Here is a 24985-nt window from a genome sequence, read left to right on the forward strand (position 1 = left end):
GGATATCTGAAGCATTCGGATGCTAACAGATGCGCAAGCCTAGACACTACGGCAGAAACAGGCTCACCGTGTAAAATGCTCGGAAAGCTTATCTGCCTTAGTTTTGAGTTTTGAATTCTGAATTTTGAATTTTGAATTTTGAATTCTGCGTAGCGGTACTAGATGGCTAAAGCTATATTTCTAGATGAGTGAGGCGATCGCACCTTCTGGCATACGGCATCACGAACCTGAAAATTATCGAAATCCTTCATATTAAATATAGACATCAGATGTCAGACATCAGGCATCAGCGCTTTGTCGGCTGACTTCTGGCCTCTGATTCTAGGTATGAACAGATTCTTGATAGCCGGAGAGAAGTATGCAACCCACCAATCCCAATCAGTTTACGGAGAAGGCGTGGCAAGCAATAGTGCGGACGCCAGAGATTGCTAAGGAAGCGAAGCACCAGCAGATCGAAAGTGAGCACCTGATGCAGGCGCTACTGGAGCAGGAAGGATTAGCCGTCTCGATTTTTAATAAGGCCGAAGTCAACGTGCAAAATTTGCGCGATCGCACTGCTGACTTTATTAACAAGCAGCCTAAAATTGGCAACTCAGGCGGTTCAGTCTATTTAGGAAATAGTCTAGATAAACTGCTGGATCGCGCTGATAGTTACCGCAAAGACTTTGGCGATGAGTACATTTCCATCGAGCACTTGCTATTGGCATACGCCAAAGATGATCGCTTTGGTCAAGGGCTGTTCAGAGAATTTGGACTCAACGAGAACACGTTGAGAGAGATCATTAAGGAAGTACGAGGCAATCAGAAGGTGACTGATCAGAATCCCGAAGGGAAATACGAAGCATTAGAAAAATATGGACGTGACTTAACCGAATTAGCCCGAGAAGGCAAGCTTGACCCTGTGATTGGTCGGGATGATGAGATTCGTCGCACCATTCAGATTCTGTCGCGGCGAACTAAGAACAATCCAGTGCTGATTGGGGAACCTGGTGTGGGTAAGACGGCGATCGCGGAAGGTTTAGCCCAACGCATCATTAGCAAGGATGTACCGGAGTCCCTGCGCGATCGCAAAATTATCGCCCTTGATATGGGATCCCTGATTGCAGGAGCCAAGTATCGCGGCGAATTTGAGGAGCGCTTAAAAGCGGTTCTCAAGGAAGTCCAGGAATCAGATGGACAGATGGTGCTGTTCATTGACGAAATTCATACTGTCGTAGGGGCTGGGGCAACTCAGGGTGCCATGGATGCGGGTAACTTGCTGAAGCCGATGTTGGCACGAGGTGAACTGCGCTGTATTGGAGCTACGACACTGGACGAATACCGCAAGTACATCGAGAAAGACGCAGCCCTGGAGCGGCGTTTCCAACAAGTCTTTGTGGATCAGCCATCCATTGCAGATACTATTTCGATTCTGCGTGGACTGAAGGAGCGCTACGAAGTTCACCACGGTGTGAAGATTTCAGATAGCGCTTTAGTTGCGGCGGCGGTGTTATCGACTCGGTATATCAGCGATCGCTTCTTGCCGGATAAAGCGATCGATCTAGTGGACGAATCCGCAGCCAAGCTGAAAATGGAAATCACTTCTAAGCCTGAGGAACTGGACGAAGTAGACCGTAAAATCCTTCAGCTGGAGATGGAGCGTCTATCCCTTAAGAATGAAACGGATGCCGCTTCTTTGGATCGCCTAGAACGCTTGGACAAAGAACTGGCCGACTTGAAAGAGAGTCAGACTAGCTTGAATGCCCAATGGCAGGCTGAAAAGGACCTAATCGACGATATTCAAAAACTGCGAGAGGAGTTGGATCAAACCAACATTGAGATTCAGCAGGCCGAGCGGAATTATGATCTGAATCGCGCTGCTGAACTGAAGTATGGCAAGCTGACAGATCTTCAGCGCAAAGTGGAGCAGGCTGAGGAAAAGCTGGAAAATGCTCAAACCACGGGGCAATCGCTTTTGCGGGAAGAGGTAACTGAAGAAGACATTGCTGAAATCATCTCTAAGTGGACGGGAATTCCGGTCAGTAAGCTAGTCGCTTCTGAAATGGAAAAACTGCTGCATTTAGAAGAGGAACTGCATCAGCGAGTCATTGGTCAGGATGAGGCCGTGACGGCGGTGGCAGATGCCATTCAGCGATCGCGGGCTGGACTAGCCGATCCCAATCGTCCTATTGCCAGCTTTATCTTCCTTGGCCCCACGGGTGTGGGTAAAACGGAGTTGGCTAAGGCCCTGGCGTCTTACATGTTCGACACCGAAGAGGCAATGGTACGGATTGACATGTCGGAGTACATGGAGAAGCATGCTGTTGCCCGCCTCATCGGTGCGCCTCCTGGATATGTTGGCTTTGAGGATGGGGGACAGCTGACAGAAGCCGTACGGCGGCGTCCTTATGCGGTCATTCTGTTTGACGAAATTGAGAAGGCCCATCCTGATGTCTTCAACATCATGCTGCAAATTCTTGATGATGGTCGTTTAACAGATTCCCAAGGTCGCACAGTAGACTTCCGCAATGCCGTGGTGATCATGACCAGCAATATTGGCTCTCAGTACATCCTGGATCTGGCAGGCGATGATGAAAAGTATGACCTGATGCGCGATCGCGTCATGGAGGCCATGCGTTCTAACTTCCGCCCCGAATTCCTCAACCGGGTAGACGAGCTGATCATCTTCCACAGCCTACGCCAAGAGCAACTGCGCGATATTGTGAAGCTCCAGATCAAGCGGTTGGAGAAGCGATTAGGCGATCGCAAGATGTCCCTCGCCCTCTCTGAAGACGCCCTCGATTGGGTGGCGCAAGTGGGCTATGATCCCGTCTATGGTGCTCGTCCTCTGAAGCGAGCTATCCAGAAGGAACTGGAGACCCCCATTGCTAAGGGTATTTTAAGGGGTGAGTTTGTGAATGGCGATCGTATCTACGCTGATGTTGAGAACGAACGCCTTACCTTCAAACGCCAAGCTCCTGAACTTGCGACGGTGTAGTCGAATCATCAAAACCCCAGAGCGAGTTAAAGCTCTGGGGTTTAATTTATGGAAGTGGCGGTTGATTGCTCTGCAATGTATAGCCGTCGCCGGTTCCGCTAGGACAAAACGGCGAACCATCTGGCCTATGCTAAGCACCCGGATGCTATTGGGAATGCACAAACCTGGATGGCTATAGCTATAGCAAATGGACAAGAATCACTTCATCATCACTAGCGACGGTGCAATTGAGAATCCTGAATCTAGAAGCTACACCTTATTCGTGTCCAAGGGGCGTTTAGAAATTGCCCAAATCATTCTAAGCCAACGTGAGTGTGTGTAGGGACAGATCGTTGCGATGGTGAGAGCGCGTAAGACCTGTATCAGCATCCTGAAGAATCTCCTGGCATTGCTTGTCAACCAATGCATTTAGATCGGAGGGATTGAGGATGACTGTAATGGTCGCTATGAACACCAATCAACCTTTGATACCTACCTCTAGAGTAAGAGATCTCGACTCAGTGGATGTAAAAAAGTTAACAGAGATGAACTTGCTGGGTATTATCAAATGTGAAGAATGTAAACCTCAGGTTACGATCGCCACCTTTACAAAGTGGAAGGGGTGTCTTTATATAGACTTTATATTCGTTGGTTGGAGCGACTGAGCAAGCAGTAACAGCGTTTTCACAAGTTCTTGATACTCGTCGTGGATATATCTACTCTTCTGACACCTATGGTTCAACGTGCTGAGATTCAAGCAGGTCAGGAATATTGCTGCCAGGCCAATCTCAATCTGTACAAGTCTCCAACCTGCCAAAGTTTGGTTACTCAAGCCAAAACTGGAAGGCATCTTATTGTTCGCCAAATTCTGCAGAAGCCAGATGACTGTGCCATCAAGGTTTGTCTTTGTGAAGATGATTACCCTGGATGGCTTTCCGCTGACGATGCAGCATTCCTAACGCCTACACCAATGCCTTACCTATCCTCGAATCCTTCGACTGAGGCTATTGCAGCCGCGATTCCAGACGTTATCCGGTTTGCACATAACGCTATGGCGCAGACCAATACTTATTTGTGGGGAGGAACTATTGGTCCTAATTATGATTGCTCAGGACTCGTGCAAACTGCATTTGCTTCGGCAGGAATTATCCTGCCTCGTGATTCCTATCAGCAGGAACACTTCGTTAAACCGATTCGTCTAGACCAGCTGAAGCAGGGCGATTTACTATTTTTTGGCAGTAGCGATCGTACGACCCACGTCGCCTTGTATTTGGGAGAAGGTAAATATATCCATAGCTCTGGAAAAGAGCAGGGTCGTAACGGAATTGGCATTGACTCTATTGAGAATATTCAAGACCCTATCAGTCAGGCTTACTACCAGCAAATTCGCGGAGCTGGGAGGGTTGTTGCTAGCTATCAACCCCTCAAGTGTTCTGGTTCCTGAAAGATAGTCATCTTTGCAACGTTGCTTTCTCCGGAAAACTCCGGAGCTTTCTGCTAATGCATAGGATATTAAAAAAGGCAAGATATACTTTCAAACGTTACTTTGGGGATCTCCCCGTGAAAATACCGAAATTTCTGTCTCTTTTCAAGCGTTTCAAACCTTATGTTCGGTGGTTTATTCTGGCCTTGACGTTTGGATTCATACTCCACACTTTGCGGGTCAATTGGCAGCAAATCTTGACGGTGCGCTTTAGCCCCCATGTATTCCCCAAGTTAATAACAGCTTTGGGCGTCACACTACTGGCTCATGTGTGGTCGGGTTGGGTTTGGTATTGGATTGTTCGGTTACTCAATGCCCCTGTCTCTACAACATGGGCCGTTATTACGTATCTAAAGACCAACTTAGGAAAATATTTACCAGGAAATGTTTGGCATTTTGTCGGACGTGTACAGTTTCTTAGATCGTCTGGTGCGCCCATTGGGGTTTCCATTGTTGGCGTCATCTTAGAGCCCGTTTTAATGGCTGTCGCAGCTTTGGCGCTGGTTGTTGCCATTCTGCCGTCCACCTTTCTGCAAAGTCTGATTCTGATAGGCATCTTGGTTCTCGTACATCCACGAGTGCTTAATCCAATTCTGAGTCGATTAGCCAAGACGAAGATGAAGCAGACTGATTTTGAAGGACAGCCTATTATTCCAAAGCTGAGTAACTATCCTGTCAAACCTCTGATCGGTGAGGTTATTTTCGTTGTCTTGCGTGGCTCTGGCTTCTTGCTCTGTTTTCTATCGCTGGATGTAATTACTATTCGAGATAGCTGGGTTATCCTCGGTGCTTTCAGTTTTGCTTGGCTGTTGGGTCTAGTCGTTCCCGGTGCACCTGGTGGCTTGGGTGTCTTCGAAGCAACGGCCCTAGCTGTGTTGACACCGCAGTTTCCTGTCGAAATTGTTTTAGGAGCAGTTGCGCTCTATCGATTAAACAGCACACTGGCAGAAGTCTTAGGAGCCGGTTTGGCGTTTATCGACGAACGTTGGAATCTGATTCTTGCTCGACGATCGCCTGAACCAACCCCCTCAAGGGGCATGATTTCTTCGCAAGTTACGTCAACGGACGCATAGTTTCCAAGGCTGTGTTTGAGGCTTTCTGACTGACGTGAATGCACGTCGTATTGGAAAATCCTAGTGCCGATTTGAACGACAGCTTTGATATCTTTAGGATGGTGAATCTAGATATCCAGATCTTCTAGATCAAGCTTTGGACCGTAGGTTTCGATAAACTCGCGTCGGGGAGCGACGCGATCGCCCATCAGCACCGTGAAGATGCGATCAGCCTCAGCTGCGTCCTCAATTTCGACTTGTTTTAAGGTGCGGCTGTCAGGATTCATCGTTGTTTCCCAAAGCTGCTGCGGCATCATCTCACCCAAGCCCTTAAAGCGCTGAATGTTGTAATTAGCATTCGCAGGAAAATCATTGATGACCTCATCTCGTTCGCGCTCGCTATAGCAATACCAGTGATTGCGACCGCGCTCAATCTTATAGAGTGGCGGGCAAGCGATGTAGACAAAGCCTTGGTCAATCAAGGCCCGCTGGTAGCGATAGAAAAACGTAAGGAGAAGTGTTCGAATATGCGCACCATCTACATCAGCATCCGTCATCAGACAAATGCGGTGATAGCGTAGCTGCGATTCATCAAACTCTTCACCCTTAATCCCCAGACCCAACGCTGTAATGAGGGCTTGAATTTCTGTATTTTTGTAGATTTTAGCGTCATCGGTTTTTTCGATATTGAGGATTTTGCCTCGCAGTGGCAGAATTGCCTGAAAGCGGCGATCTCGCCCTTGCTTAGCACTACCTCCTGCAGAATCTCCCTCAACGATAAAGATTTCAGATTCTCCCGGATCTCGGCTACTGCAATCCGCCAACTTACCTGGAAGTGTCGAAGATTCCAGCACCGATTTGCGGCGCACTAACTCCCGCGCTCGACGGGCCGCTTCAGCTGCGTTGAATGCCTGAATCGCTTTCTCTAGAATGGAGTCAGCAACGTTGGGATGGAAATCAAGGTACTCGGTCAGAGTTTCACCCACCAACGTATCGACAATACCGCGCACTTCAGTATTGCCCAATTTAGTTTTCGTTTGACCTTCAAACTCAGGCTCAGGGACCTTGACGGAGATGACGCCGGTCAGTCCCTCACGAATATTCTCACCACTCAAGTTGGACTCGCTTTCTTTACGCTTGTTGCGCTTGCGGGAAAAAACGTTCAGGGTCCGAGTCAGTACCGTTTTGAGTCCTTCTAAATGGGTGCCACCATCAATAGTACGAATGTTGTTGGCAAATCCTAGCAAGTTGTCGGAGTAAGCATCGACGCACCACTGTAGAGCAACTTCAACCTGCACCCCTTCTTTTTCGCCTTGCACGTAGACAATCTCGTCATGTAGAGGCTGCTTCTCAGTGTTGATGTACTGGACATACTCTTTAATACCGCCTTCGTAGTGATAGCGGGACACTCTAGGTTCTTCAGCCTTGATGAGTTCTAAACGGTTATCGGTAAAGACAATATCAACGCCGCCATTGAGATACGCTAGCTCACGTAAGCGGCTAGCCAGGGTATCGTAATCAAACTCTGTGCCCGTGGTGAAGATCGTGGCATCTGGCTTAAAGGAAACAGAGGTTCCTGTGCGATTGTTGCTGCTGTCGCTGACCTGTAATTCACCAATGGGAGCACCACGCTCGAATCGCTGAATATGGGTTTTGCGATCGCGCCATACCGTCACTTCTACCCACTCAGATAGAGCATTGACAACTGAAACGCCAACTCCGTGCAAGCCGCCTGAAACCTTGTAGCCGCCGCCGCCAAACTTACCGCCCGCGTGGAGCACCGTCAGCACCGTTTCCAACGCGGACTTCCCGGTTTGAGGATGAACATCAGTTGGAATTCCTCGGCCATCATCTTGAACTGTGACAGACCCGTCAGGATTCAACTCAACTTCAATACGGCTGCAGAATCCAGCTAGCGCCTCATCGACAGAATTATCCACCACCTCATACACTAGATGGTGCAGACCTCGTGGTCCGGTGCTGCCGATGTACATTCCAGGTCTCTTGCGGACAGGTTCTAATCCTTCTAGTACCTGAATCTGCTCAGCACCGTAATTGGTTGCCATAAATTCCTTGCTCCAAAAAAGGCGTCTCAGCGCCCTCTAACCATCTTCAAAGTCAAAATACCCTAAAATTCTATCACAAACGCACTCATGCAGGTCGGAGAGCAGTTTCTGAGGATGCTAGCGCAAGGGATGTTATAACCTACTTCCATAAATATGAATTCAATCGCTCAAAATACATTTGATCTACACCAGATGTGGGGTGGCGTGCATCAGCCTTGTCTTGTCGTCTTAGGGGGAGCGACGGCGACTGGTAAGACTGGACTTTCCCTAGCTTTAGCAAGACGTCTCAGAGTTGCCATTTTGAGTGCGGATTCTCGTTTGGTTTACCGAGAGCTTGATATTGGTACAGCGAAACCCACTGTGAAGGAGCGATCGCAGGCCCCCCATTACTGCATTGATATCCGCAATCCAACCGAGACCATGACCGTGGCGGACTATCAGCAAGAAGCTAACACCCTAATTCAGACGCTTCACGATAACCGAGAAAGACTACCTTTGTTAGTCGGTGGTACAGGACTTTACATTTCATCTATCGTTGACGGACTCAGGATTCCACCCGTGGCTCCCCAGGCAGCATTGCGATCGCAGCTACTTCAGCTAGGACAGACTCAGTGCCATGCCATGCTGCAACACATTGATCCAACTGCGGCGCAGCGTATTCATCCCAACGATTCAGTCCGGACCGTTCGCGCCCTGGAAGTTGCTTATGTCACAGGTCAACCTCTTTCGGTGCAACAAGGACGACAGCCGCCCAACTATCCCGTTTTGTATTTAGGACTAGATTGTGAGACTGATTTCCTTAAAAAGCGGATCGAGCAACGCACTGCACAGATGATGGAGCAGGGTTTGGTCTCAGAAGTTGAAACGCTCTGTCGGCAATATGGTCCTGACCTGCCTCTGCTCAAAACGCTGGGCTATGCTGAGATGTTGGGCTACCTTGCAGGCGATTATTCAATTGCAGAAGCAACAGCACTCATTGTCAAAAGTACTTGTCAGTTTGCTAAACGCCAGCGCACTTGGTTTCGCAAGCAACCCATTCGCTGGTTCGATGCGGCGGCGATCGATGTTGTTGAACAGGTCTGGGATGCCGTGCAAACGTTCTTGACAGCCCTTCCGACAGTCAAGATTTAACTGGTCGTAAATCTTGATGCCTAAGAAGCTAGGGTGTTACATGCGGTAGCGCAGGATGTTTTACGGTATGCGAAAAATATCTGCCAAGATAGCGTTCTCTTCAGGACGACGACGTTCGTCAGGGGAATCGTAAACAATCATGAGGGCCTCGTCGTACCCTAAGCAAGGGAATAAAGTAAGTCCCTCTGCGTGATCTGAACCAATCGTAAATGGCAGGTCAAACAACAATTCGAGTGCGCCTGATTCTTGGTCCCAAATCATATCCTTGTCATGATCTAAGACATCCTTCAGGCGAAAAACTTGCATGGCGCCTTCCAACTCCATGGTCGGACCCGCCAAGATAATTAAATCATCGCCATGCAAGCAGACTTCTCGTACGCCTAAACCGTTCAAATCTACAAAGTGCTTTCGATAGCAGGACCCGTCATCTAAGGGTTTAAGGCGCAGGCGTCCCGGTTCGTGGTTTTCGAGTTCAATGTCAATAATGATGGCCCATCCCCGTAAAACGGGTCCCCTTAGACCGAGGAAAACGTGATGCCCGTCCACCGCCAATCCTTCAACATCAAAGCCATTGTCTTTTGAAGGTAAGTTAATCTTCAAAAATGGACCAAGGTGTTCATCCTCTAGCAGTGCTTCGATGAGCAGATTGTGATTGTCTATCTGCTCAAGCATGGCAGCTGTTAGCGTATCGGTTGCGTCATCAGACCGAGCATAGGTCGGAACAATGTCACCATTCAAAACGGGCAAACGAGCTAGCAGATACCGATTGCGATCGCGCTCAATTTCGGATAAGCGACGAATGTCTTTTTGAGGCTTCTTTCCTTTCGTCTTATTGCGCTTGAGGCTATGGGAGCCAACGACCCACAGATAGCCATCCGCATAATCTAGCCCTTCAATGTCAATTTCAGAATCAGTCTCAGGTAAATCAATAAAGTCTTTGAGGTGAAAGGTTTTGTGTCCGCCGTAGGTACCGTTCCCCATCGGTGTCAGTCGCTCCAACGTCAAATATTCGTCAGAACCCACCCAAAGATGACCATCAGGGGTACGAGCGATCGCCGATAACTCTTCTAGCAAGTCATCTGATGAGCTCTGAAACTGAAGCAAAACTCGGCTGAGTAGGTATCCGGCTGCCATGGACCTCATGCAATTCAATAGTTGTTTGCACTATACCGAGTTAGACTCAGCGGCGCTTGCCCCCAGCGATAGACACAGCCTGATGAAGGGTGACCGCTATCTCTAGTCCAATTCACCCTCTTTGAGCGGTGGCGGTTGAGGCACAACCTTTTGTACAGGACGTTGAGGCTCTGGATTAGACAATGGCAGATCTTGAACGACCTCAGCTTCCTCAGGTGCAGGTAACACCAGTTCCTGAGCCTTTTCAGCTTCAACCACATCGGGTAAAGCCACCAGTTCTTTTTCTTTCTCTTCCAGCTTGAGGGGAAGGCGAACAGGTTTTTCGGTCTCCAGTTCTTCTGCCATTGGCAGAGAGTGTTCGAGATCGTCCAACGGACGGGGAATGACCATCACGGCATGAAGTTCGCCAATGCGTTCTGCTTCGTGCATGCCCGCTTCGACTGCGATCGCGACGTTAGACAGCGATCCGCGAATGATCACCGTACACAATCCATCCCCAATCGACTGATGAGCCACCACTTTGACCTCGGCAGCTTTGGTCATGGCATCAGCACTTCCCACCATTGCTGGAAAACCTCGGGTTTCTAGCAATCCGAGAGCTTGATTGCCCATATGCCCTCGACCTACACGCTCTAATAGGTCTAAATGAGCACAAATGGGAAGAACAGCTTCCAAGTTAGGCAACGGACGCGGAATGATTGAAGAAGCGAGATGTTGTCCAAATTGCTGAGCCGTCTGAGTGCCGGCTTCAACCGCCATGCGTACATCGGCAACATTGCCACGAACAACAGCAGTACACTGGCCAGCACCTGTCTTTTCATAACCAATCAGCACGACATCAGCTGATTTCAGCATGGCATCAGCCGTCCCTACCACTGCTGGAAAGCTTTGGGTAGACACCAGCCCGAGAGCAGCCCCCCGTAATTTTGCAGCCCATCTTTGTGAGCGAGAAGAGGGTTTAGACAGAGATAGGTTTGAATGGGGTGCCACCATTGCGCGGCCTCACAGAATATCGACGATCGCTTTTTACATTGTAAGAAGTGATTAAGAAAGAGGTCGTTAGAGACCCGCAATTTGTCACATCATGAGGAATCACTCCCCGAATTCAGTGAATCACGGTGAGGGAATAATGTTTTAACGAGCTGCATCACTTGGTCTCGCCCATACACGGGGTTGGTAGAGGCTAAAGGCCCCTGACCGTTGCCGTTGTTGTCATTGGGGGCGCTACCGTTATCTTCGTGGCTACTTTCTGCCAAGAACTCGCTGGCCTCCGGTGGTAATTCGTTGCCCTGACCGTTGCTATTGTTGGCCGTGGGATTACCGAGGAGCGATCGTGCTGGAATAACAGCATCCGCCGCAACCTCAGGATTGATCAGAGTGCTCTCAGCACCAATACAAGCCCTTTCACCCACCGTTCCGGTTCCCACCAGTAAGACCTCTTTGCCTAGACTCACTCCTGTGGCTAGGGTGAGGTCTCCACCATAGGCCTGAACAACGACGGCACAGCCAATACACACTCCAGACTGAACAATAAGTCGGCTCCCAGGGGCAGCCTCTAAAACAGCTCCAGATGCAATCACGACGTCAGGATCAACCTCAACGTTATCCCCAATGTAGAAAGCAGTTGCCCTCAACTGTTCACGCATCTGTACCCTGCAGTTGGCATTAAGGACGTTGAATCGTAGTCTCTAGCACCCGCCGCTTCGCTTGAGGATCAATCCCCACTAAGCGGACATATTCGCCAGAATGAGAGGCTAGGCCAGACTCCAAGGCAGAAATCACAGAGGATGGATTATGTCCCTCTAAGATGCCCCCACTTTGCCAAGCTCCGCTCCGATAGCGCCTTGTGTCAGCATGTTCTAGGCTAATGCGATAACCATGATTAACTAACTGGCGCACCTGCTGCACCACGTCGTTAGAAAGAACTTGGCCATTTTGAGAGCCATTGTAGGATTGTGAACTGTTAGAACGGGTTCCATGGTAAGAAGGCGGCTCTTCCACAGGATTGGGAACCCCAGGTGCAGCGGTAGACATCACTTGCCGGCTGTTCGTCACCACATCTCCGGGGCGATGAATGATTGTAGGAGCCATACGCTGCTTGGCAACTGAATCGATGCCGAACATGCGCACGTATTCTCCTTGGTGCTCCTGTACACAGGCGTTGAGCGCAGAGAGTACATCCGACTCGCGGTTAGATTCAATCGGGGAACACGTCTGCCAAACGTTGCTGCGGAAACGGCGGGTATCCGCGTGTTCGGTGCCGATACGATATCCCTGGCTGAGTAGGCCTCTCACTTGCTGGGCTACATTCCCAGTTAACTGACCACCCGAGGCAGACGAACGTGCATAAGACGCGCCGCCATTGCCATTGGTGGAAGAAGAGGCAGTTGAGAAGGAAGACGCAACGGTTGCTTTGCCATTGGGGCGCTGAATGATCGTGGGTGAAATCCTGCGCTTGGCGACAGGATCAATCCCAAACATACGGACATACTCTCCCTGATGCTCATTGAGACAGGCTTGGAGAGCTGCCATAGCCTCGCGCTCACTGCTGGACTGCACAGGTGAGCAGCTTTGCCAAACGTTGCTGCGGAAACGGCGGGCATCCGCATGTTCCAAGCCAATGCGATATCCTTGTCTGAGCCAACTGTGCACCTGTTGGGACAAGCCACCCTCTTGATTGCTGCTGCTGGAATAGCTACCGCCCGAGGATGGTCGGGGCGAAGTCCCTGCTGTCGGAACAGCTTGAGAATGCACCTCTACTGACTTACCATCTGCTCTCTGAACTGTAGTTGTTGCAACTCGACGTTTGGCAACCGGATCAATCCCAAAAATGCGCACGTATTCTCCTGCGTGCTCAGCAAGGCAGGCTTCTAGCGCAGCTAATACCTCGCTCTCACGGTTGGACTGAACAGGAGGGCATGTCTGCCAAACGTTACTGCGATAGCGACGACTATCGGCGTGCTCAGCTCCAATGCGATAGCCTTGATTCAGGAACTGTCGTACCTGCTGCACGATATCGGGCGTTAGTTTTTGGGATTGCATGGTCTTATTTCCGTTGTCTTGAGCATTTGAGGTAAGCGGTTGGCGATCGCGGTCAGAAATCACATCACGGATGCAGGCTTCGTCAGCAGCACAGGCATATCCTTCCCGAAGTTTCTGATTGACACTGACAAGTTCTTGAACGAAGGCTAGATCGCTGGGTTCTGCAGGTGACAGTCGGTCCGCTTGCTCCTGACGGGTAATGATGGCTCCAGAAGGAACCAGCCGACCAGGAGGAATCTCCACATCCTGGACCAGCGCATGCATCATGACAACGCATCCAGCCCCTAAACGAGCATTAAAGATAGTTGATCGAAAACCGACAAAACAGCCATCACCAATGTAAACCGGGCCGTGAACAATGGTTTTATGAGTCAGACAAGCATTTTGACCAATCCAGACAGAATAAAGCTGGTCATCACTGCCCAATACCCGTCCGTCTTCCAGGCCGTGAATCACAACACCATCTTGAATAGTCACTCCCTTGCCAATGGCAAAAGGAGATCCCTCATCTGCTCGAATAGATGCACCAGGGGCAACCAGAACATTCTCAGCAATCCGGACATCCCCAATAATCTGTGAAAAGGGATGGATGAATGCTGACGCATCTATTACAGGTTCTGCCAAATCCCGAGACCAGGGCGTTGGCGGAGCTGCTGCACTCCGGGTCATCATAAACCCGATACCTCCATTCAATTATCAGCTGCCATCCAACTTAATTGGCCGATATTCGCCACGAAGCAATAGACATTTAGAACTGTGCCCCCTCAAACCGAGCGGTCACAATTCACTTAATTAAAGTCATCCCGCTTGCTGTAGAGAGTGCCAGAACTCAGTGAGACCGTATCGACGATCGCGATAACAGCCGCATCCACTGGGCGATCGTGGTAACCCTGATGCTCTCGAGCACCACTACCACGAGTGATCAAAACCCACTCACCAGGACCTGCCCCCACGACATCAGCAGCCACTTCATAATCAGGCAAAGGCTCACCCGTATCACTAATGAGCTGCACCATCAAAAACTTAACACCGCTGAGGGTTGGTTCTTTACAGGTACTGACAACCGTGCCGCGAACTTTAGCCAAAAGCATAGGAAGCAATTACCTACCGACCGTAAGGGCGAATGCCGCTTACGCTCTCACGAAACTGCTCAACCGCTTCGGTGTAGCGAATCGGCAGCACAAATTCTAAATTCTCATGAGGACGAGCAATGATGTGAGTAGACAAAACCTGTCCCCCATTCACCCGCTTCACGTTCTCAATCCCAGCTGCAACAGACGCCTGAACCTCGGAAACGTCGCCGCGAACAATAACAGTTACGCGACCACTACCAATCTTTTCATAACCGACTAGGGTTACCCGTGCAGCTTTTACCATCGCGTCTGCTGCTTCTACAACTGCTGGAAACCCCAAGGTTTCAATCATGCCAACTGCAATGGCCATATCGCCAACTCCTTCTACCTAAAAATCGTGTGTATGTGTTTTAGAGAAAATCCTCAAAAGCCAGACTGTAGCTGACGACCCGCCATAGATACAGAAAGGCAGCGTCTGCCCTTCCTAATTATCTAGGGCGAGTGAGCGCGAGACGTCTATCTCACAACTCATTCAACCTACAATCAAACGGCTATGTCCTGAACTGCTCAACAGCCTCGGTGTAGCGAATCGGCAGGACAAACTCCAAATTCTCGTGGGGGCGAGCAATGATGTGCGTTGACAAAACTTCTCCGCCATTTACGCGCTTTGCTGACTCAATTCCAGCTGCTACAGACGCCTGAACCTCAGAAACGTCGCCCCGTACAATCACGGTCACACGACCGCTACCAATCTTTTCATAACCAACCAGGGTTACTCGCGCTGCTTTAACCATCGCATCAGCAGCCTCAACAACAGCGGGGAAACCCTTGGTTTCAATCATTCCAACCGCAATAGGCATTATCGTTATCTCCCTCTAAGATGCCGTGAACCCGCAACAAGGCAAAAAATTTTTCTAGATTTCAACATCGAGAAAAAATCTTTAAGAATTGATGCATTGCCGCAAAAGGCACGGAAATGGCTCACTTAAACTCCATGTAAATAAAGAATATGAGTCCATTGCATCCTTGGCAATATAAGCCTCAATGATTGTCTTTAATATGAAATATTAATAAGATTAATGAAATAGGGCGACTGATTTCGTCACAAATCAACAAAATATCAGAGGTCGGCACTTCAAAGAATGTCTTCTTTTGATTAAGTTGCGTTAAGGAGAATTTTCATGAAGGTGTCCCTGAACACCGTTAAAGACAGGCATAACGCTACTGCTGGTTGATCTTGGAACATTTGAGAATTCAGGTATGATGACCATTACCGAAATATCGGTCAGTACTTCTGACTCAGTAAAGTAACTTGCTGTAAAAGCAGTGCTGAGTTAATACCTTTAACCAGCTCATTCAGGTTGTTATTTACCGCTGAGCGTAATGTTCTGCACATGCAGAATGCGGCTCTTTAGGGTTGATTTCACCTATCGATTAAGGGTTAGAGGACTTTAGCCGCAAAGGTTAAGGTTCTGCTTCGCGGACTCAGGCACAGCATCTAGGTTTGAGGGTAAATGACAGAGTTTTTAGTGCAGACAGGCTGGTTAATTCCGGCTTATGGATTAGTTGGCGCGATCGCAACGCTACCCTGGGCGCTGGGTTTTGTTCGGGTGACGGGTCAGCGTCCCGCAGCTTACATCAACATCCTGATGACGCTGCTAGCTTTTCTACACGGCACGCTAGCTTTTTGGGGGATTTGGGAACAAGGCCCCACCGAACTGATCTGGAATTGGTTTCAAGTTGCTGACCTGAGCCTGCACGTTTCATTCGAACTGTCTGTTTTGAATTTAGGCATTGTCGAGCTGGTTTCAGGTCTCAGCCTGTTGGCTCAAATCTTTGCTCTGGGATACATGGAAAAGGATTGGGCGCTGGGCCGTTTCTTTGGGCTGATGGGGTTTTTTGAGGCAGCAATGAGCGGCGTCATTTTGAGCAGTTCTCTGTTTCTTTCCTACTCCTTGCTGGAGATGCTGACGGTATCTACTTATCTGCTGGTCGGTTTTTGGTATGCTCAGCCCCTGGTGGTGACAGCAGCCCGCGATGCTTTCCTGACGAAGCGGATTGGCGACGTCCTCTTGCTGATGGGTGTTATTACTCTGTCTGCATTTGCCGGCAGTTTGATGTTTAACGACCTGTATGAGTGGGTGAAGGTTGCCGACCTTGCTCCCTTGACAGCAACCTTGTTAGGGATTGCCCTGATTGCAGGTCCCACAGGTAAGTGTGCTCAGTTTCCACTTCATCTTTGGTTGGATGAGGCAATGGAAGGCCCTAATCCAGCGTCTATCTTACGAAACTCCGTTGTTGTCACCTGTGGCGCTTATGTCCTAATTCGTTTGCAGCCTATTATTGTCCTTGCTCCGGCCGCGCTATCGGTCCTCATTTTTATCGGCACTGTCACGGCAATTGGAGCCTCCTTAGTGGCGATCGCGCAGATTGACATTAAGCGGACCTTTTCGTATTCGACCAGTGCCTATCTGGGTTTGGTGTTCATTGCTGTAGGCACTGAATGGCCAGGGGTGGCCTTGATGATCTTGCTGACTCATGCGATCGCAAAGGCGCTGCTATTCATGAGCGTAGGCGGTATTATCCTGACCACAAACTGCCAAGACCTCACTGAAATGGGAGGTTTGGGTCCTAAGATGCCTGCCACAACCCTTTCGTACCTTGTAGGAGGACTCGGTATGATCGGGCTGCTCCCGTTAGGGTGCTTTTGGGGCTATCGACTGGGCATTGATTTTTTCTGGCAAGAGCGCCCTGTCCTGGTGGGGGTTTTCTTGCTGGTTAACCTGCTAACTGCCTTGAACCTGACTCGTGTATTTCGGCTTGTCTTCATCGGCGAGTCTCAACCTAAAACCCGACGCGCGCCAGAGGTGGCTTGGCCGATGGCTGTTCCGATGGTGACGCTTGCTATTTTGACGTTGTTAGTTCCTTTTGCCATGCAGCGATTGTCCTTACTACCGCCTTTGGAATACATCAACACTGCGGCCTTGATATTGTTGGTCGCCTCCGGAGTCCTTGGCATCGTCATCGGAGCAACGATGCCTTTGAGTAAAACACTGACGAGATCATCGCAAAAGCCATTCAGAATTTTGCAAGACTTGCTGGCCTACGACTTCTATACCGAAAAGTTTTACCGCTTTACCGTGGTATGGCTAGTGGAGCAGCTTTCCTTTGCGAGTAGCTGGTTTGATCGCTACATTGTCGATGGTTTGGTCAATAGTGTCGGCTTGGCGTCTTTAATTGGCGGCGAGAGCTTGAAATACAGTATTTCCGGTCGATCTCAGGGCTATTTGCTGACCATCATGATAGGCGTGAGCCTTCTAGGTCTGTTGATGACGTGGACTATGTGGTAGTGCAATAGCATGATGCTGAGTACTTTGATCTTCATTCCACTCGTTGGTGCTTTACTCGTTAGCCTTTGGCCCAACGCACAGGCCGTCAAACAGGTCCGACAGGTTGCTTTGAGCCTTCAAGGGTTGTCGCTACTGTGGGCGATCGCAATTGCAGCCCAGTTTGATGTTCATCAGCCCACCTTCCAACTCGTTGAATCTCTTCCCTGGATCGAGTCACTAGGGTTAACCTATCAGCTGGGTGTCGATGGGCTCTCGATGCCGCTTCTCATCATCAACAGTTTGCTTGGCGTCATTGCTGTATACGCGAGTTCAGAAGAAACTCAGCGCTCTCGGCTCTACTTCAGCTTAGTGTTGCTGATCAATGCGGCAGTTGCAGGGGCTTTTCTTGCCCAGAATTTGCTGCTGTTCTTCATTTTCTATGAGCTGGAGCTGATTCCCCTATATTTGCTCATTGCTATTTGGGGGGGAGCACGTCGCGGCTACGCAGCAACTAAGTTTCTGATTTATACAGCCACCTCGGGCGCTTTGATTTTGGGCGGCTTTCTAGGGTTTGTCTGGCTAGGTGGAGGCAGCACGTTCAACTACGATCCAGCTCTGGCCCAGTCCATGACGCTAGTGCAGCAGAGCGTTTTGCTAGTGGCTGTGCTGATTGGCTTTGGCATCAAAATTCCGCTTTTCCCCTTTCACACCTGGCTGCCTGATGCTCACGTGGAGGCGTCTACTCCCGTCTCAGTTTTGCTAGCGGGTGTCTTGCTCAAGTTAGGTACGTACGGTCTAGTACGATTTGGCCTACAGATGCTGCCCGATGCCTGGGAAATCTTTTCACCTTGGCTGGCAGCCTGGGCTGTTGTGAGTGTCCTGTACGGCTCATTGGCTGCGATCGCCCAAACTGATATGAAAAAGATGGTGGCCTATAGCTCCATCGGACACATGGGATACATCTTGTTGGCGGCGGCGGCGGCGACTCCCCTAGCCATTCTAGGAACCGTCATGCAGATGATTAGCCACGGTTTGATTTCGGGATTGCTGTTTTTACTGGTTGGCGTTGTCTACGTCAAAACGGGCACACGAGATTTAACGGTTCTCCGGGGACTGTTGAACCCAGAGCGGGGATTGCCCATTGTGGGGAGCTTGATGATTTTGGGGGTCATGGCTAGTGCCGGTATTCCTGGCATGGTTGGCTTCATTTCCGAGTTTGTCGTGTTCCGAGGCAGCTTTCTGGCGTTCCCAGTCCAAACCCTGTTGTGCATGGTGGGTTCGGGGCTGACGGCGGTTTATTTCCTCCTGCTGGTCAATCGCGCCTTTTTTGGGCGATTGGCGATTACTCTTCCCAGCGACACTGTCGAACCGGATGTGCTGCTGCCGCCTGTTGCATGGCGCGATCGCACTCCAGCTATTGCCCTTACGATTCTGATCGTGCTGCTGGGGCTTCAGCCCAACTGGTTAGCTCGATGGAGCGAAGTCACCACCCTAGCGATGCGCTCAACCGCTTCGTCTGTAGAAATTGTCCAGCTTTCCACCCCTGCTGACTGTATTGCTTCGTCTACCGCTGATTGTGCCCTATGACCAACACCCTGTCCCCCACTGCCGTCGTCACCGAGCATCCTTTACAGCCTTTCATTGACCGGCTTCTGAAGGCTGAAGCGCTGCTACCCAATGACGCCACTAATTTGCTGGAGGTCGTCGGCATCCTCAAAAGCTATGGTGTCGTGCTGGAAGCCTATGCTAAAAACCTGATTTATATTGCCGACCATCAGTTTTTAGTCCTTTTTCCGTTCTTCAAATATTTCAACGGTGAGGTGACGCTGCCAAAACTTCTGAAGCACTGGTGGCACGATCGCATTAACTACGAATATGCAGAATACTGTATGAGGACCATGCTGTGGCACGGTGGCGGTGGCCTGGATCAGTATCTAGATAGTCCCGAGTTTGTCCAAACTTGTGAAGCTGCAATACAGGCCAGGATCAACGGCAATTTGATGATGCAAGGGCTGCACCGCCTGTTTCCCGAGTTCTTACCCGAACAAGTCCGACAGTCTGCGTATTACAGCGGCTTGGGGCAGTTTTGGACAGTCATGAGTGAGATTTTTCTGACACTGTCTGATCTTTATGACCAAGAGCGCATTCAGTCGATTCCTGAAGTGGTGTCCCACATCAAAGACGGATTAGTGGCAGCTGCTAGTTTGCCCATCACCTACAGCGTTGAGATTGAGGGCGATCGCTATGACCTTCTCCCCGAATCAGCTGGTCTCACTTTCTTGATGGATACAGCTGTTCCGTATGTAGAAGCGGTTTTCTTTCGCGGTACGCCCTTTCTGGGAACGGTTTCCTACAATGCTCAGGCACAGCAAATTTCTCCGGAGCAGTCACGATTTGCTTACGGTGCCCTCTATGCTGATCCCGTTCCTGTCGGCGGTGCGGGCATTCCTCCCACCTTGTTAATGCAGGACATGCGCCACTTCTTGCCCAACTACCTAGCAAACTATTATCACCAGAGCTTGAGGGGCGATGAAGACGTCCGTGTCCAAATCACTCAAAGCTTTCAAAAATCGATGTTCTGTGTAACTTCAGCAGCGCTGCAAGGTCTTCTTCCCCATGCCGCGAATACCTTGGATCCGCAGGAGCAAGCGGCCAATCAGGCGTTTTTGGCCGCTTGGATGGATCGGTTGATGTCTTCACGCCTAGCCGTCGCCCAACTTTGATGTGTTGATGCAAGGACGCGATGTAGGACATTGCAATAAGGAGGAACACGATATATCACATCCCTCCCGTAGAAGACTATTCGACCGTAACGCCACGCCAGAACGCAACATGATCCTTGATATTGCTAGCTGCCGATTTTGGATCTTTGTAGACCCAGGCCGCATCAGGATTGGTCTCCCCATTCACTTCGAGTGTGTAATAAGAAGCCGTGCCTTTCCAGGGGCAAGATGTGGTCTTGTCACTGGGTTTGAAATAGTCCATGTTGAGCGAATCGGGCGGGAAGTATTGGTTTCCTTCAACTACTTGGCAGCGATCGCTCTCTGCTACGACCACCCCATTCCACGTCGCTTTAGGCATTGTTTCGTTTCTCCAACTGTCCTACGTCTTTAGCCTATAAGAATTTAGCCTATAAGAAACGGGCAAGGAATTCTCAACGAACGCTCTCCTTAGAAAACGCTTAGCTAAGCATCCACTGCCCGTTTGTAGGCAATCAGTTAAAGAACTGATTGATCCCAGTCGATTTATATTGTGTCCTTTTCAATAGAAGCTATCAACGGTCTATAGCTAGTCTTAATGAAATCCTGTTGTAGGATTGACCGCAAGCACCTTTGATTGTGAGCTGCTATCATGAGCCAAATTGCCCCGCAAATTCTCAATACCCTTGAGCGTTACGATCAGGCTGGTATTGCAGCTGAGCGAGATTATAGCCAAGTCAAATCACTGCCCGAGATTTGGCCAATGGCAGCCGCGCAGTATGGCAGTCAGTTGGCGATGGACGATCCTCACAATCAGCCGAGTGCTCGAATTAGCTATCAGGATTTGTGGGACAAAATTCGACAATTTGCTGCTGGCCTACAGTCATTAGGAATGGCAGCTCATGCCCACGTCGCTTTGTTTGCTGACAATAGTCATCGCTGGTTCGTTGCTGATCAGGGTGTTATGGCGGCAGGGGGAATTGATGCCGTTCGTAGTGCTCAAGCAGAAACCGAAGAACTTCGCTACATTGCCGATCACAGCGACAGCACAATCTTGATTGTTGATGATCTCAAACTGTGGCAACGCCTCCGCGATCGCGTCAGCACACTCCCCATCCAGTTTGTCGTTTTGCTGTCCGACGAACAGCCGACAGATGACTCACCATTCAAAATCATCAACTATCAACAGCTGTTGGCGATCGGCAGCCAGCACACCTGGACCCCTGTTCCCGTTGAGTCCGATAGCCTAGCAACTTTGATTTACACCTCAGGCACAACGGGCAAACCCAAAGGCGTGATGATTACCCACCGCAATTTGCTTCACCAAATCACGACGCTAGGCAGCGTGGTTCAGCCCCAGCAAGGCGATCGCGTTTTGGGTCTATTGCCCACTTGGCATACCTTTGGGCGAACTGCCGAATACTTTTTATACTCCCAGGGCTGCACCCAAACCTACACTAATATTCGCAACATCAAGTCAGATTTCAGAGACGTCAAGCCTCAATATATGGTGGGTGTTCCTAGAATCTGGGAATCCATCTACGAAGGTGCTCAGAAGAAATTCCGTGAGCAGCCCGCTAGCAAGCAAAAGCTAGTCAACACGCTGATGTGGTTTAGCCAAAAACACATTGAAAATCAGCGGACTACCAACAGTCTTAGCCTGGATCATCCCGATACCTCCCCTTTACGGCGTTTAGGATCGCGTGTGTTAGCGATCCTTTTCTGGCCGGGACATGTTCTAGGCGAAAAGCTGGTTTATAGCAAAGTGCGCGAGGCGACGGGTGGTCAGGTCAAACAGCTGATTAGTGGTGGCGGCTCCCTCGCACGGCATATCGATTTGTTCTTCGAAATTGTTAATGTACCTATCTTGGTGGGATATGGCCTGACGGAGACATCCCCGGTGGTGTCGGCCCGACGCCCCTGGCGGAACTTGCGTGGAGCGTCAGGACAACCTATTCCCGGAACTGAGTTTAGGATTGTTGATCCCGATACCTGGCAAACATTACCGATTGGCAAAAAGGGGCTAGTGCTGGTGCGAGGCCCTCAAATCATGCGTGGCTACTACAAAAATCCTGAAGCAACGCAAAAGGCGATCGATTCTGACGGCTGGTTCAATACGGGGGACTTGGGCTATCTCACAGCAGACAACAACATTGTTCTTACTGGTAGAGCGAAGGACACTATTGTCCTCACTAATGGTGAGAATATCGAACCCCAGCCCATTGAAGATGTCTGTGTACAGAGCGCCTACATCGACCAGATGATGTTGGTAGGGCAAGACCAACGATCATTAGGAGCGCTCATTGTCCCCAACCTAGACGCTTTGCAGCAGTGGGCTGCCAGTCAATCTCTCCATCTCGACGTTCCTGGTTCAGACTTTGAGAATTCACAAGGCTTTTCAAGCATCGCACTGGAAGACGATCTGATTCAAAAACTCTATCGAGCGGAATTGAATCGTCAGGTCAAAGACCGCCCCGGCTATCGTCCTGACGATCGCATTGGACCGTTTCGTTTGGTCACAGAACCGTTCTCAATCGAAAACGGCATGATGACCCAAACCCTGAAGATCAAGCGACCTGTAGTAGCAGAACGCTATCGCGATATGATTAACGGGATGTTTGCCTAATCCAAGTTCCGATTTGTAAACTTCCTTCAAAGTTTGAGCGCGAGGCTTGCGATAAGCGCTATTGTCTGCCAGTTTCTTAGCAGTATATTGGAGTCCCCTACAATTCAGGTTTATGGACGTGTCTCAACTTCAACTCAAGCGAAATATTACTATCAAGGCGGTTGTGACCCCTCTTTGGAAAGAGGAAGCGCAAAAGCAGCTACAAAATCAGATAAACCAGGTCGATAGTCGCCTTCAGCAGCTAGAGATGCAGGGTCAGCGAGTCGTGTCTGAAGTCCAAAAACAAACTGCTAATCCTGAAGATCCTGCTGTCAAGCAGCAGATTTCGTCAGTTCAGAACAAACTCAACCAAGACAAGAGTAAACTCTTGCAGCAGAAAAATCAGTTTTTGCAGCAACTTCAGACTGTTCAAACGCTAGAACTAGACAAGGAAGTCAACCAAGGACAGATGGAAAGCTTCTTCACCGTTAGCAAAGGCGATAATCTAGTTCAAAAAATGCAGGTAGAAATTCTGCTGAGAGATGGCGTAATCGAAGACATTCGGGGCGAACTGTAGGTTTTACCAACTCGGTCTCATCTTTATCGACAGTGATCCCCCTTGCTGCTCAGTTCACCAGAACTTAAGCGGTCAGGGGGATCGTTTTAGGCGATAGCAAATCACAACATATCTGAGCAGCACTAGAAGAAGCTACCCTATGTTACCTGCCAACTTTCCCTGTTACAACTCCGCAAAAACCTATAAGTGATTTCGCAATCTGAGCCATGATGGGGGGGATGCACAGAGTGGGAGAACGTGTAGCAGATGGGACTGTTTGACAGCGTTTTTGGAGAAGAGGCATCTGAAAAACAAATTAACCTCAAGCCAGAGGAAGCGTTTGCAGCCATTGCGTTAGTCGCGATCGCGGCGGACGGCTATCTCTCCGATCAAGAAGGTCGAGATATGACCAACATTCTGTCTCGGATGCATCTGTTTCAAGATTATTCCGGTGATGTGATGCATCGAATGTTCGACAAGCTATTGTCGCTGCTGAAGCTACAGGGTCCCAGCGTGCTGATTGACTTAGCCAAGTCTCATCTACCTCAGGATCTACGAGAGACAGCGTTTGCGATCGCCACTGATTTAGTCCTATCAGACGGCACGGTAACCTCTCAAGAACAGGCTTTTCTTGATGACCTCTACCGAATTTTAGAAATCCCTGGTGATACAGCACTTCAAATCGTGCAGGTCATGACGATCAAGAATCGAGGATAAATAGAAAAAGACAGAGACAGACTGTCGTCCTTCTAGCGGCATAGCATCCGTCGCATATGTTCCATGTTGCCGGGAAGGTCTTGTCGCATGCCTTGCTCAATGAGAAAACTAGGCACAGGAATGAGTGGTGTTGCCTGTACTGTGTAAGTCAACAAAGTCCCGTTTTGCCAATCCTGGAGAGTCAAATCAGCGCCGAAATCCTTGAAGGTTCCTTTTTCTAGGCGAAACTGAATACTGTGGTAGGCGTCCTCATATACTTTAAGGTAGACTTCGACCTCGGCGGCGATCGCTAGAAATGCTTTCCGGCCCACTTGATAAAGCCGATGAGCATTTTGACCTTTGGCAATCACCTCACTACGGGTAATGTTAGGAAAGTATTCGACCCAGCGTGAATAGTTAGTCAGTTTTTGCCAAAGGTCAGCCCGAGTAGCCTTGACATACATTTTGGTGCTTACTGCTCCGCCCATCATGCCATGGGCCTGAGTTTCGATAAGTACACGACCGCGATGTAACGCATCAACCTCGTGCCCTGAGTGTGACCTCTTTTTTCCCAACAGCAATAGAGAGGGGCGTTTGGCCGAAGAGGTGATAACACTGCTAACCATAAAGACACGCTCCAACAGATCAAATGTCTGGACAAAAAATACTCAACCCTGCTGATAGTAGTATCCTCCACATGACATAAAAGTTATCCAAAGACCACTACTGTAGGAATAAACTTTTTGACAAGCTGGATGGTCTTTTTGTTTCTGTTATGCAGGGTTTCCCTAGAAAACCTATGAGTGAACTTGATAATCGTTCATTGAGGAATATCTACAGTCCTAGCGGATGCTAATCCTGACCGGATCAGCCGTGAGTTCAGCTAATGTTTGGATCTGTCCTCTAGCCTCGCTCGGCATTAGGTTAAAGGTCCAAATACAGCTTTCGACATTTAAGCTTGGACTTTGCTCTTTTGGGTCTGTGCTCGTAGGGACTTCATAAATAATTTGTATTTCCCTTTAAAGTCGTAACGTTAAAGACCCTGTTTGGAACCCACGACATCAAAATTACGTCTACGCCAAGATCTCAGTCATTTCAAAAAAAACTGAACTTGTAAGTTAATTGACCCTTGAAATCTGTGCGATCGCTAACATAATTCATTC

20 protein-coding genes are annotated in these 24985 nt (G+C 49.4%); 10 read left to right on the forward strand and 10 right to left on the reverse strand.

Annotated elements, in window-relative coordinates:
- Positions 1–358 precede the first annotated feature (358 nt).
- The 3 genes from clpB to PN498_RS07060 all read left to right on the forward strand — a co-directional run bounded on the left by clpB (position 359) and on the right by PN498_RS07060 (position 5512).
- Entirely contained in the window at positions 359–2977 is a 2619-nt protein-coding gene (gene clpB / locus PN498_RS07050) for an ATP-dependent chaperone ClpB (RefSeq protein ID WP_272062018.1), read from the forward strand.
- 712 nt (positions 2978–3689) lie between these two features.
- On the forward strand, positions 3690–4400 hold the full coding sequence (locus PN498_RS07055) for a C40 family peptidase (protein ID WP_272062019.1): 711 nt from the start codon (positions 3690–3692) through the stop codon (positions 4398–4400).
- Between the two features lie 116 nt (positions 4401–4516).
- Entirely contained in the window at positions 4517–5512 is a 996-nt protein-coding gene (locus PN498_RS07060) for a lysylphosphatidylglycerol synthase transmembrane domain-containing protein (RefSeq protein ID WP_272062020.1), read from the forward strand.
- A 107-nt stretch (positions 5513–5619) separates the two neighbouring features.
- On the opposite strand, the gene gyrB is transcribed toward PN498_RS07060, so the two are convergent.
- Positions 5620–7557, reverse strand: a complete 1938-nt coding sequence (gyrB, locus tag PN498_RS07065; protein ID WP_272062021.1) for a DNA topoisomerase (ATP-hydrolyzing) subunit B — start codon at positions 7555–7557, stop codon at positions 5620–5622.
- Positions 7558–7749: 192 nt separating this feature from the next.
- On the opposite strand from gyrB, the gene miaA reads away from it, so the two are divergent.
- Positions 7750–8688, forward strand: a complete 939-nt coding sequence (miaA, locus tag PN498_RS07070) for a tRNA (adenosine(37)-N6)-dimethylallyltransferase MiaA (protein WP_272062195.1) — start codon at positions 7750–7752, stop codon at positions 8686–8688.
- A gap of 60 nt (positions 8689–8748) precedes the next feature.
- Here miaA and PN498_RS07075 read toward each other — a convergent pair whose 3' ends face one another.
- From PN498_RS07075 to PN498_RS07105, 7 genes are all read right to left on the reverse strand, one after another.
- Positions 8749–9822, reverse strand: coding sequence for a DUF3616 domain-containing protein (locus PN498_RS07075; protein WP_272062022.1), 1074 nt, complete (start codon positions 9820–9822; stop codon positions 8749–8751).
- Positions 9823–9924: 102 nt separating this feature from the next.
- Complete coding sequence (locus PN498_RS07080) at positions 9925–10815, reverse strand: carbon dioxide-concentrating mechanism protein CcmK (RefSeq protein WP_272062023.1); 891 nt, start codon at positions 10813–10815, stop codon at positions 9925–9927.
- 89 nt (positions 10816–10904) lie between these two features.
- Positions 10905–11468 (reverse strand): hypothetical protein, encoded by a 564-nt coding sequence (locus PN498_RS07085; RefSeq protein WP_272062024.1) that lies wholly within the window; start codon positions 11466–11468, stop codon positions 10905–10907.
- Positions 11469–11487: 19 nt separating this feature from the next.
- Entirely contained in the window at positions 11488–13536 is a 2049-nt protein-coding gene (locus PN498_RS07090; RefSeq protein WP_272062025.1) for a ribulose bisphosphate carboxylase small subunit, read from the reverse strand.
- A gap of 116 nt (positions 13537–13652) precedes the next feature.
- Complete coding sequence (locus tag PN498_RS07095) at positions 13653–13955, reverse strand: EutN/CcmL family microcompartment protein (protein ID WP_272062026.1); 303 nt, start codon at positions 13953–13955, stop codon at positions 13653–13655.
- Positions 13956–13968: 13 nt separating this feature from the next.
- Entirely contained in the window at positions 13969–14307 is a 339-nt protein-coding gene (locus tag PN498_RS07100) for a carbon dioxide-concentrating mechanism protein CcmK (protein WP_272062027.1), read from the reverse strand.
- 181 nt (positions 14308–14488) lie between these two features.
- Positions 14489–14797: a carbon dioxide-concentrating mechanism protein CcmK gene (locus tag PN498_RS07105; RefSeq protein WP_080806054.1), complete on the reverse strand. Its 309-nt coding sequence runs from the start codon at positions 14795–14797 to the stop codon at positions 14489–14491.
- A 654-nt stretch (positions 14798–15451) separates the two neighbouring features.
- Between PN498_RS07105 and PN498_RS07110 the strand changes: the two genes are divergently transcribed.
- Genes PN498_RS07110 through PN498_RS07120 form a run of 3 tightly spaced genes read left to right on the forward strand, consistent with a single transcriptional unit; the run spans position 15452 to position 19989 of the window.
- Positions 15452–17287, forward strand: a complete 1836-nt coding sequence (locus PN498_RS07110; RefSeq protein WP_272062028.1) for an NAD(P)H-quinone oxidoreductase subunit F — start codon at positions 15452–15454, stop codon at positions 17285–17287.
- A 12-nt stretch (positions 17288–17299) separates the two neighbouring features.
- Positions 17300–18853, forward strand: a complete 1554-nt coding sequence (locus tag PN498_RS07115) for an NADH-quinone oxidoreductase subunit M (RefSeq protein ID WP_272062196.1) — start codon at positions 17300–17302, stop codon at positions 18851–18853.
- Positions 18850–19989: a CO2 hydration protein gene (locus PN498_RS07120; protein WP_272062029.1), complete on the forward strand. Its 1140-nt coding sequence runs from the start codon at positions 18850–18852 to the stop codon at positions 19987–19989. The genes PN498_RS07115 and PN498_RS07120 overlap by 4 nt, the downstream gene beginning before the upstream one ends.
- Positions 19990–20065: 76 nt before the next feature.
- Here the strand turns inward: PN498_RS07120 and PN498_RS07125 are convergent, their stop codons facing one another.
- A complete protein-coding gene (locus PN498_RS07125; protein ID WP_272062030.1) occupies positions 20066–20347 on the reverse strand; it encodes a DUF427 domain-containing protein in 282 nt (93 codons plus the stop codon).
- A 270-nt stretch (positions 20348–20617) separates the two neighbouring features.
- Here PN498_RS07125 and PN498_RS07130 point away from each other — a divergent pair, with 270 nt between their 5' ends.
- From PN498_RS07130 to PN498_RS07140, 3 genes are all read left to right on the forward strand, one after another.
- The gene (locus PN498_RS07130; RefSeq protein WP_272062031.1) at positions 20618–22591 is read left to right on the forward strand and encodes an AMP-dependent synthetase/ligase; all 1974 of its coding nucleotides are present in this window, start codon (positions 20618–20620) and stop codon (positions 22589–22591) included.
- A 112-nt stretch (positions 22592–22703) separates the two neighbouring features.
- Positions 22704–23147, forward strand: a complete 444-nt coding sequence (locus tag PN498_RS07135) for a YlqD family protein (RefSeq protein WP_272062032.1) — start codon at positions 22704–22706, stop codon at positions 23145–23147.
- Positions 23148–23393: 246 nt separating this feature from the next.
- Positions 23394–23843 (forward strand): tellurite resistance TerB family protein, encoded by a 450-nt coding sequence (locus PN498_RS07140; RefSeq protein WP_272062033.1) that lies wholly within the window; start codon positions 23394–23396, stop codon positions 23841–23843.
- Positions 23844–23875: 32 nt separating this feature from the next.
- Here PN498_RS07140 and PN498_RS07145 read toward each other — a convergent pair whose 3' ends face one another.
- Positions 23876–24448: an SRPBCC family protein gene (locus PN498_RS07145; protein WP_272062034.1), complete on the reverse strand. Its 573-nt coding sequence runs from the start codon at positions 24446–24448 to the stop codon at positions 23876–23878.
- Between the last annotated feature and the right edge of the window lie 537 nt (positions 24449–24985).

Origin of the sequence: Oscillatoria sp. CS-180, from assembly GCF_028330965.1 — a bacterium.
Classification (GTDB): Bacteria; Cyanobacteriota; Cyanobacteriia; order Phormidesmidales; family Phormidesmidaceae; genus Halomicronema.

What these genes read in the sequence shown, in the direction of transcription:
- clpB (WP_272062018.1), top strand. Translation starts at nt 359, where the DNA reads ATGCAACCCACCAATCCCAATCAGTTTACGGAGAAGGCGTGGCAAGCA.
- PN498_RS07055 (WP_272062019.1), top strand. Translation starts at nt 3,690, where the DNA reads ATGGTTCAACGTGCTGAGATTCAAGCAGGTCAGGAATATTGCTGCCAG.
- gyrB (WP_272062021.1), bottom strand. Translation starts at nt 7,557, where the DNA reads ATGGCAACCAATTACGGTGCTGAGCAGATTCAGGTACTAGAAGGATTA.
- miaA (WP_272062195.1), top strand. Translation starts at nt 7,750, where the DNA reads ATGTGGGGTGGCGTGCATCAGCCTTGTCTTGTCGTCTTAGGGGGAGCG.
- PN498_RS07075 (WP_272062022.1), bottom strand. Translation starts at nt 9,822, where the DNA reads ATGGCAGCCGGATACCTACTCAGCCGAGTTTTGCTTCAGTTTCAGAGC.
- PN498_RS07080 (WP_272062023.1), bottom strand. Translation starts at nt 10,815, where the DNA reads ATGGTGGCACCCCATTCAAACCTATCTCTGTCTAAACCCTCTTCTCGC.
- PN498_RS07085 (WP_272062024.1), bottom strand. Translation starts at nt 11,468, where the DNA reads ATGCGTGAACAGTTGAGGGCAACTGCTTTCTACATTGGGGATAACGTT.
- PN498_RS07090 (WP_272062025.1), bottom strand. Translation starts at nt 13,536, where the DNA reads ATGATGACCCGGAGTGCAGCAGCTCCGCCAACGCCCTGGTCTCGGGAT.
- PN498_RS07095 (WP_272062026.1), bottom strand. Translation starts at nt 13,955, where the DNA reads ATGCTTTTGGCTAAAGTTCGCGGCACGGTTGTCAGTACCTGTAAAGAA.
- PN498_RS07100 (WP_272062027.1), bottom strand. Translation starts at nt 14,307, where the DNA reads ATGGCCATTGCAGTTGGCATGATTGAAACCTTGGGGTTTCCAGCAGTT.
- PN498_RS07105 (WP_080806054.1), bottom strand. Translation starts at nt 14,797, where the DNA reads ATGCCTATTGCGGTTGGAATGATTGAAACCAAGGGTTTCCCCGCTGTT.
- PN498_RS07110 (WP_272062028.1), top strand. Translation starts at nt 15,452, where the DNA reads ATGACAGAGTTTTTAGTGCAGACAGGCTGGTTAATTCCGGCTTATGGA.
- PN498_RS07115 (WP_272062196.1), top strand. Translation starts at nt 17,300, where the DNA reads ATGCTGAGTACTTTGATCTTCATTCCACTCGTTGGTGCTTTACTCGTT.
- PN498_RS07120 (WP_272062029.1), top strand. Translation starts at nt 18,850, where the DNA reads ATGACCAACACCCTGTCCCCCACTGCCGTCGTCACCGAGCATCCTTTA.
- PN498_RS07125 (WP_272062030.1), bottom strand. Translation starts at nt 20,347, where the DNA reads ATGCCTAAAGCGACGTGGAATGGGGTGGTCGTAGCAGAGAGCGATCGC.
- PN498_RS07130 (WP_272062031.1), top strand. Translation starts at nt 20,618, where the DNA reads ATGAGCCAAATTGCCCCGCAAATTCTCAATACCCTTGAGCGTTACGAT.
- PN498_RS07135 (WP_272062032.1), top strand. Translation starts at nt 22,704, where the DNA reads ATGGACGTGTCTCAACTTCAACTCAAGCGAAATATTACTATCAAGGCG.
- PN498_RS07140 (WP_272062033.1), top strand. Translation starts at nt 23,394, where the DNA reads ATGGGACTGTTTGACAGCGTTTTTGGAGAAGAGGCATCTGAAAAACAA.
- PN498_RS07145 (WP_272062034.1), bottom strand. Translation starts at nt 24,448, where the DNA reads ATGGTTAGCAGTGTTATCACCTCTTCGGCCAAACGCCCCTCTCTATTG.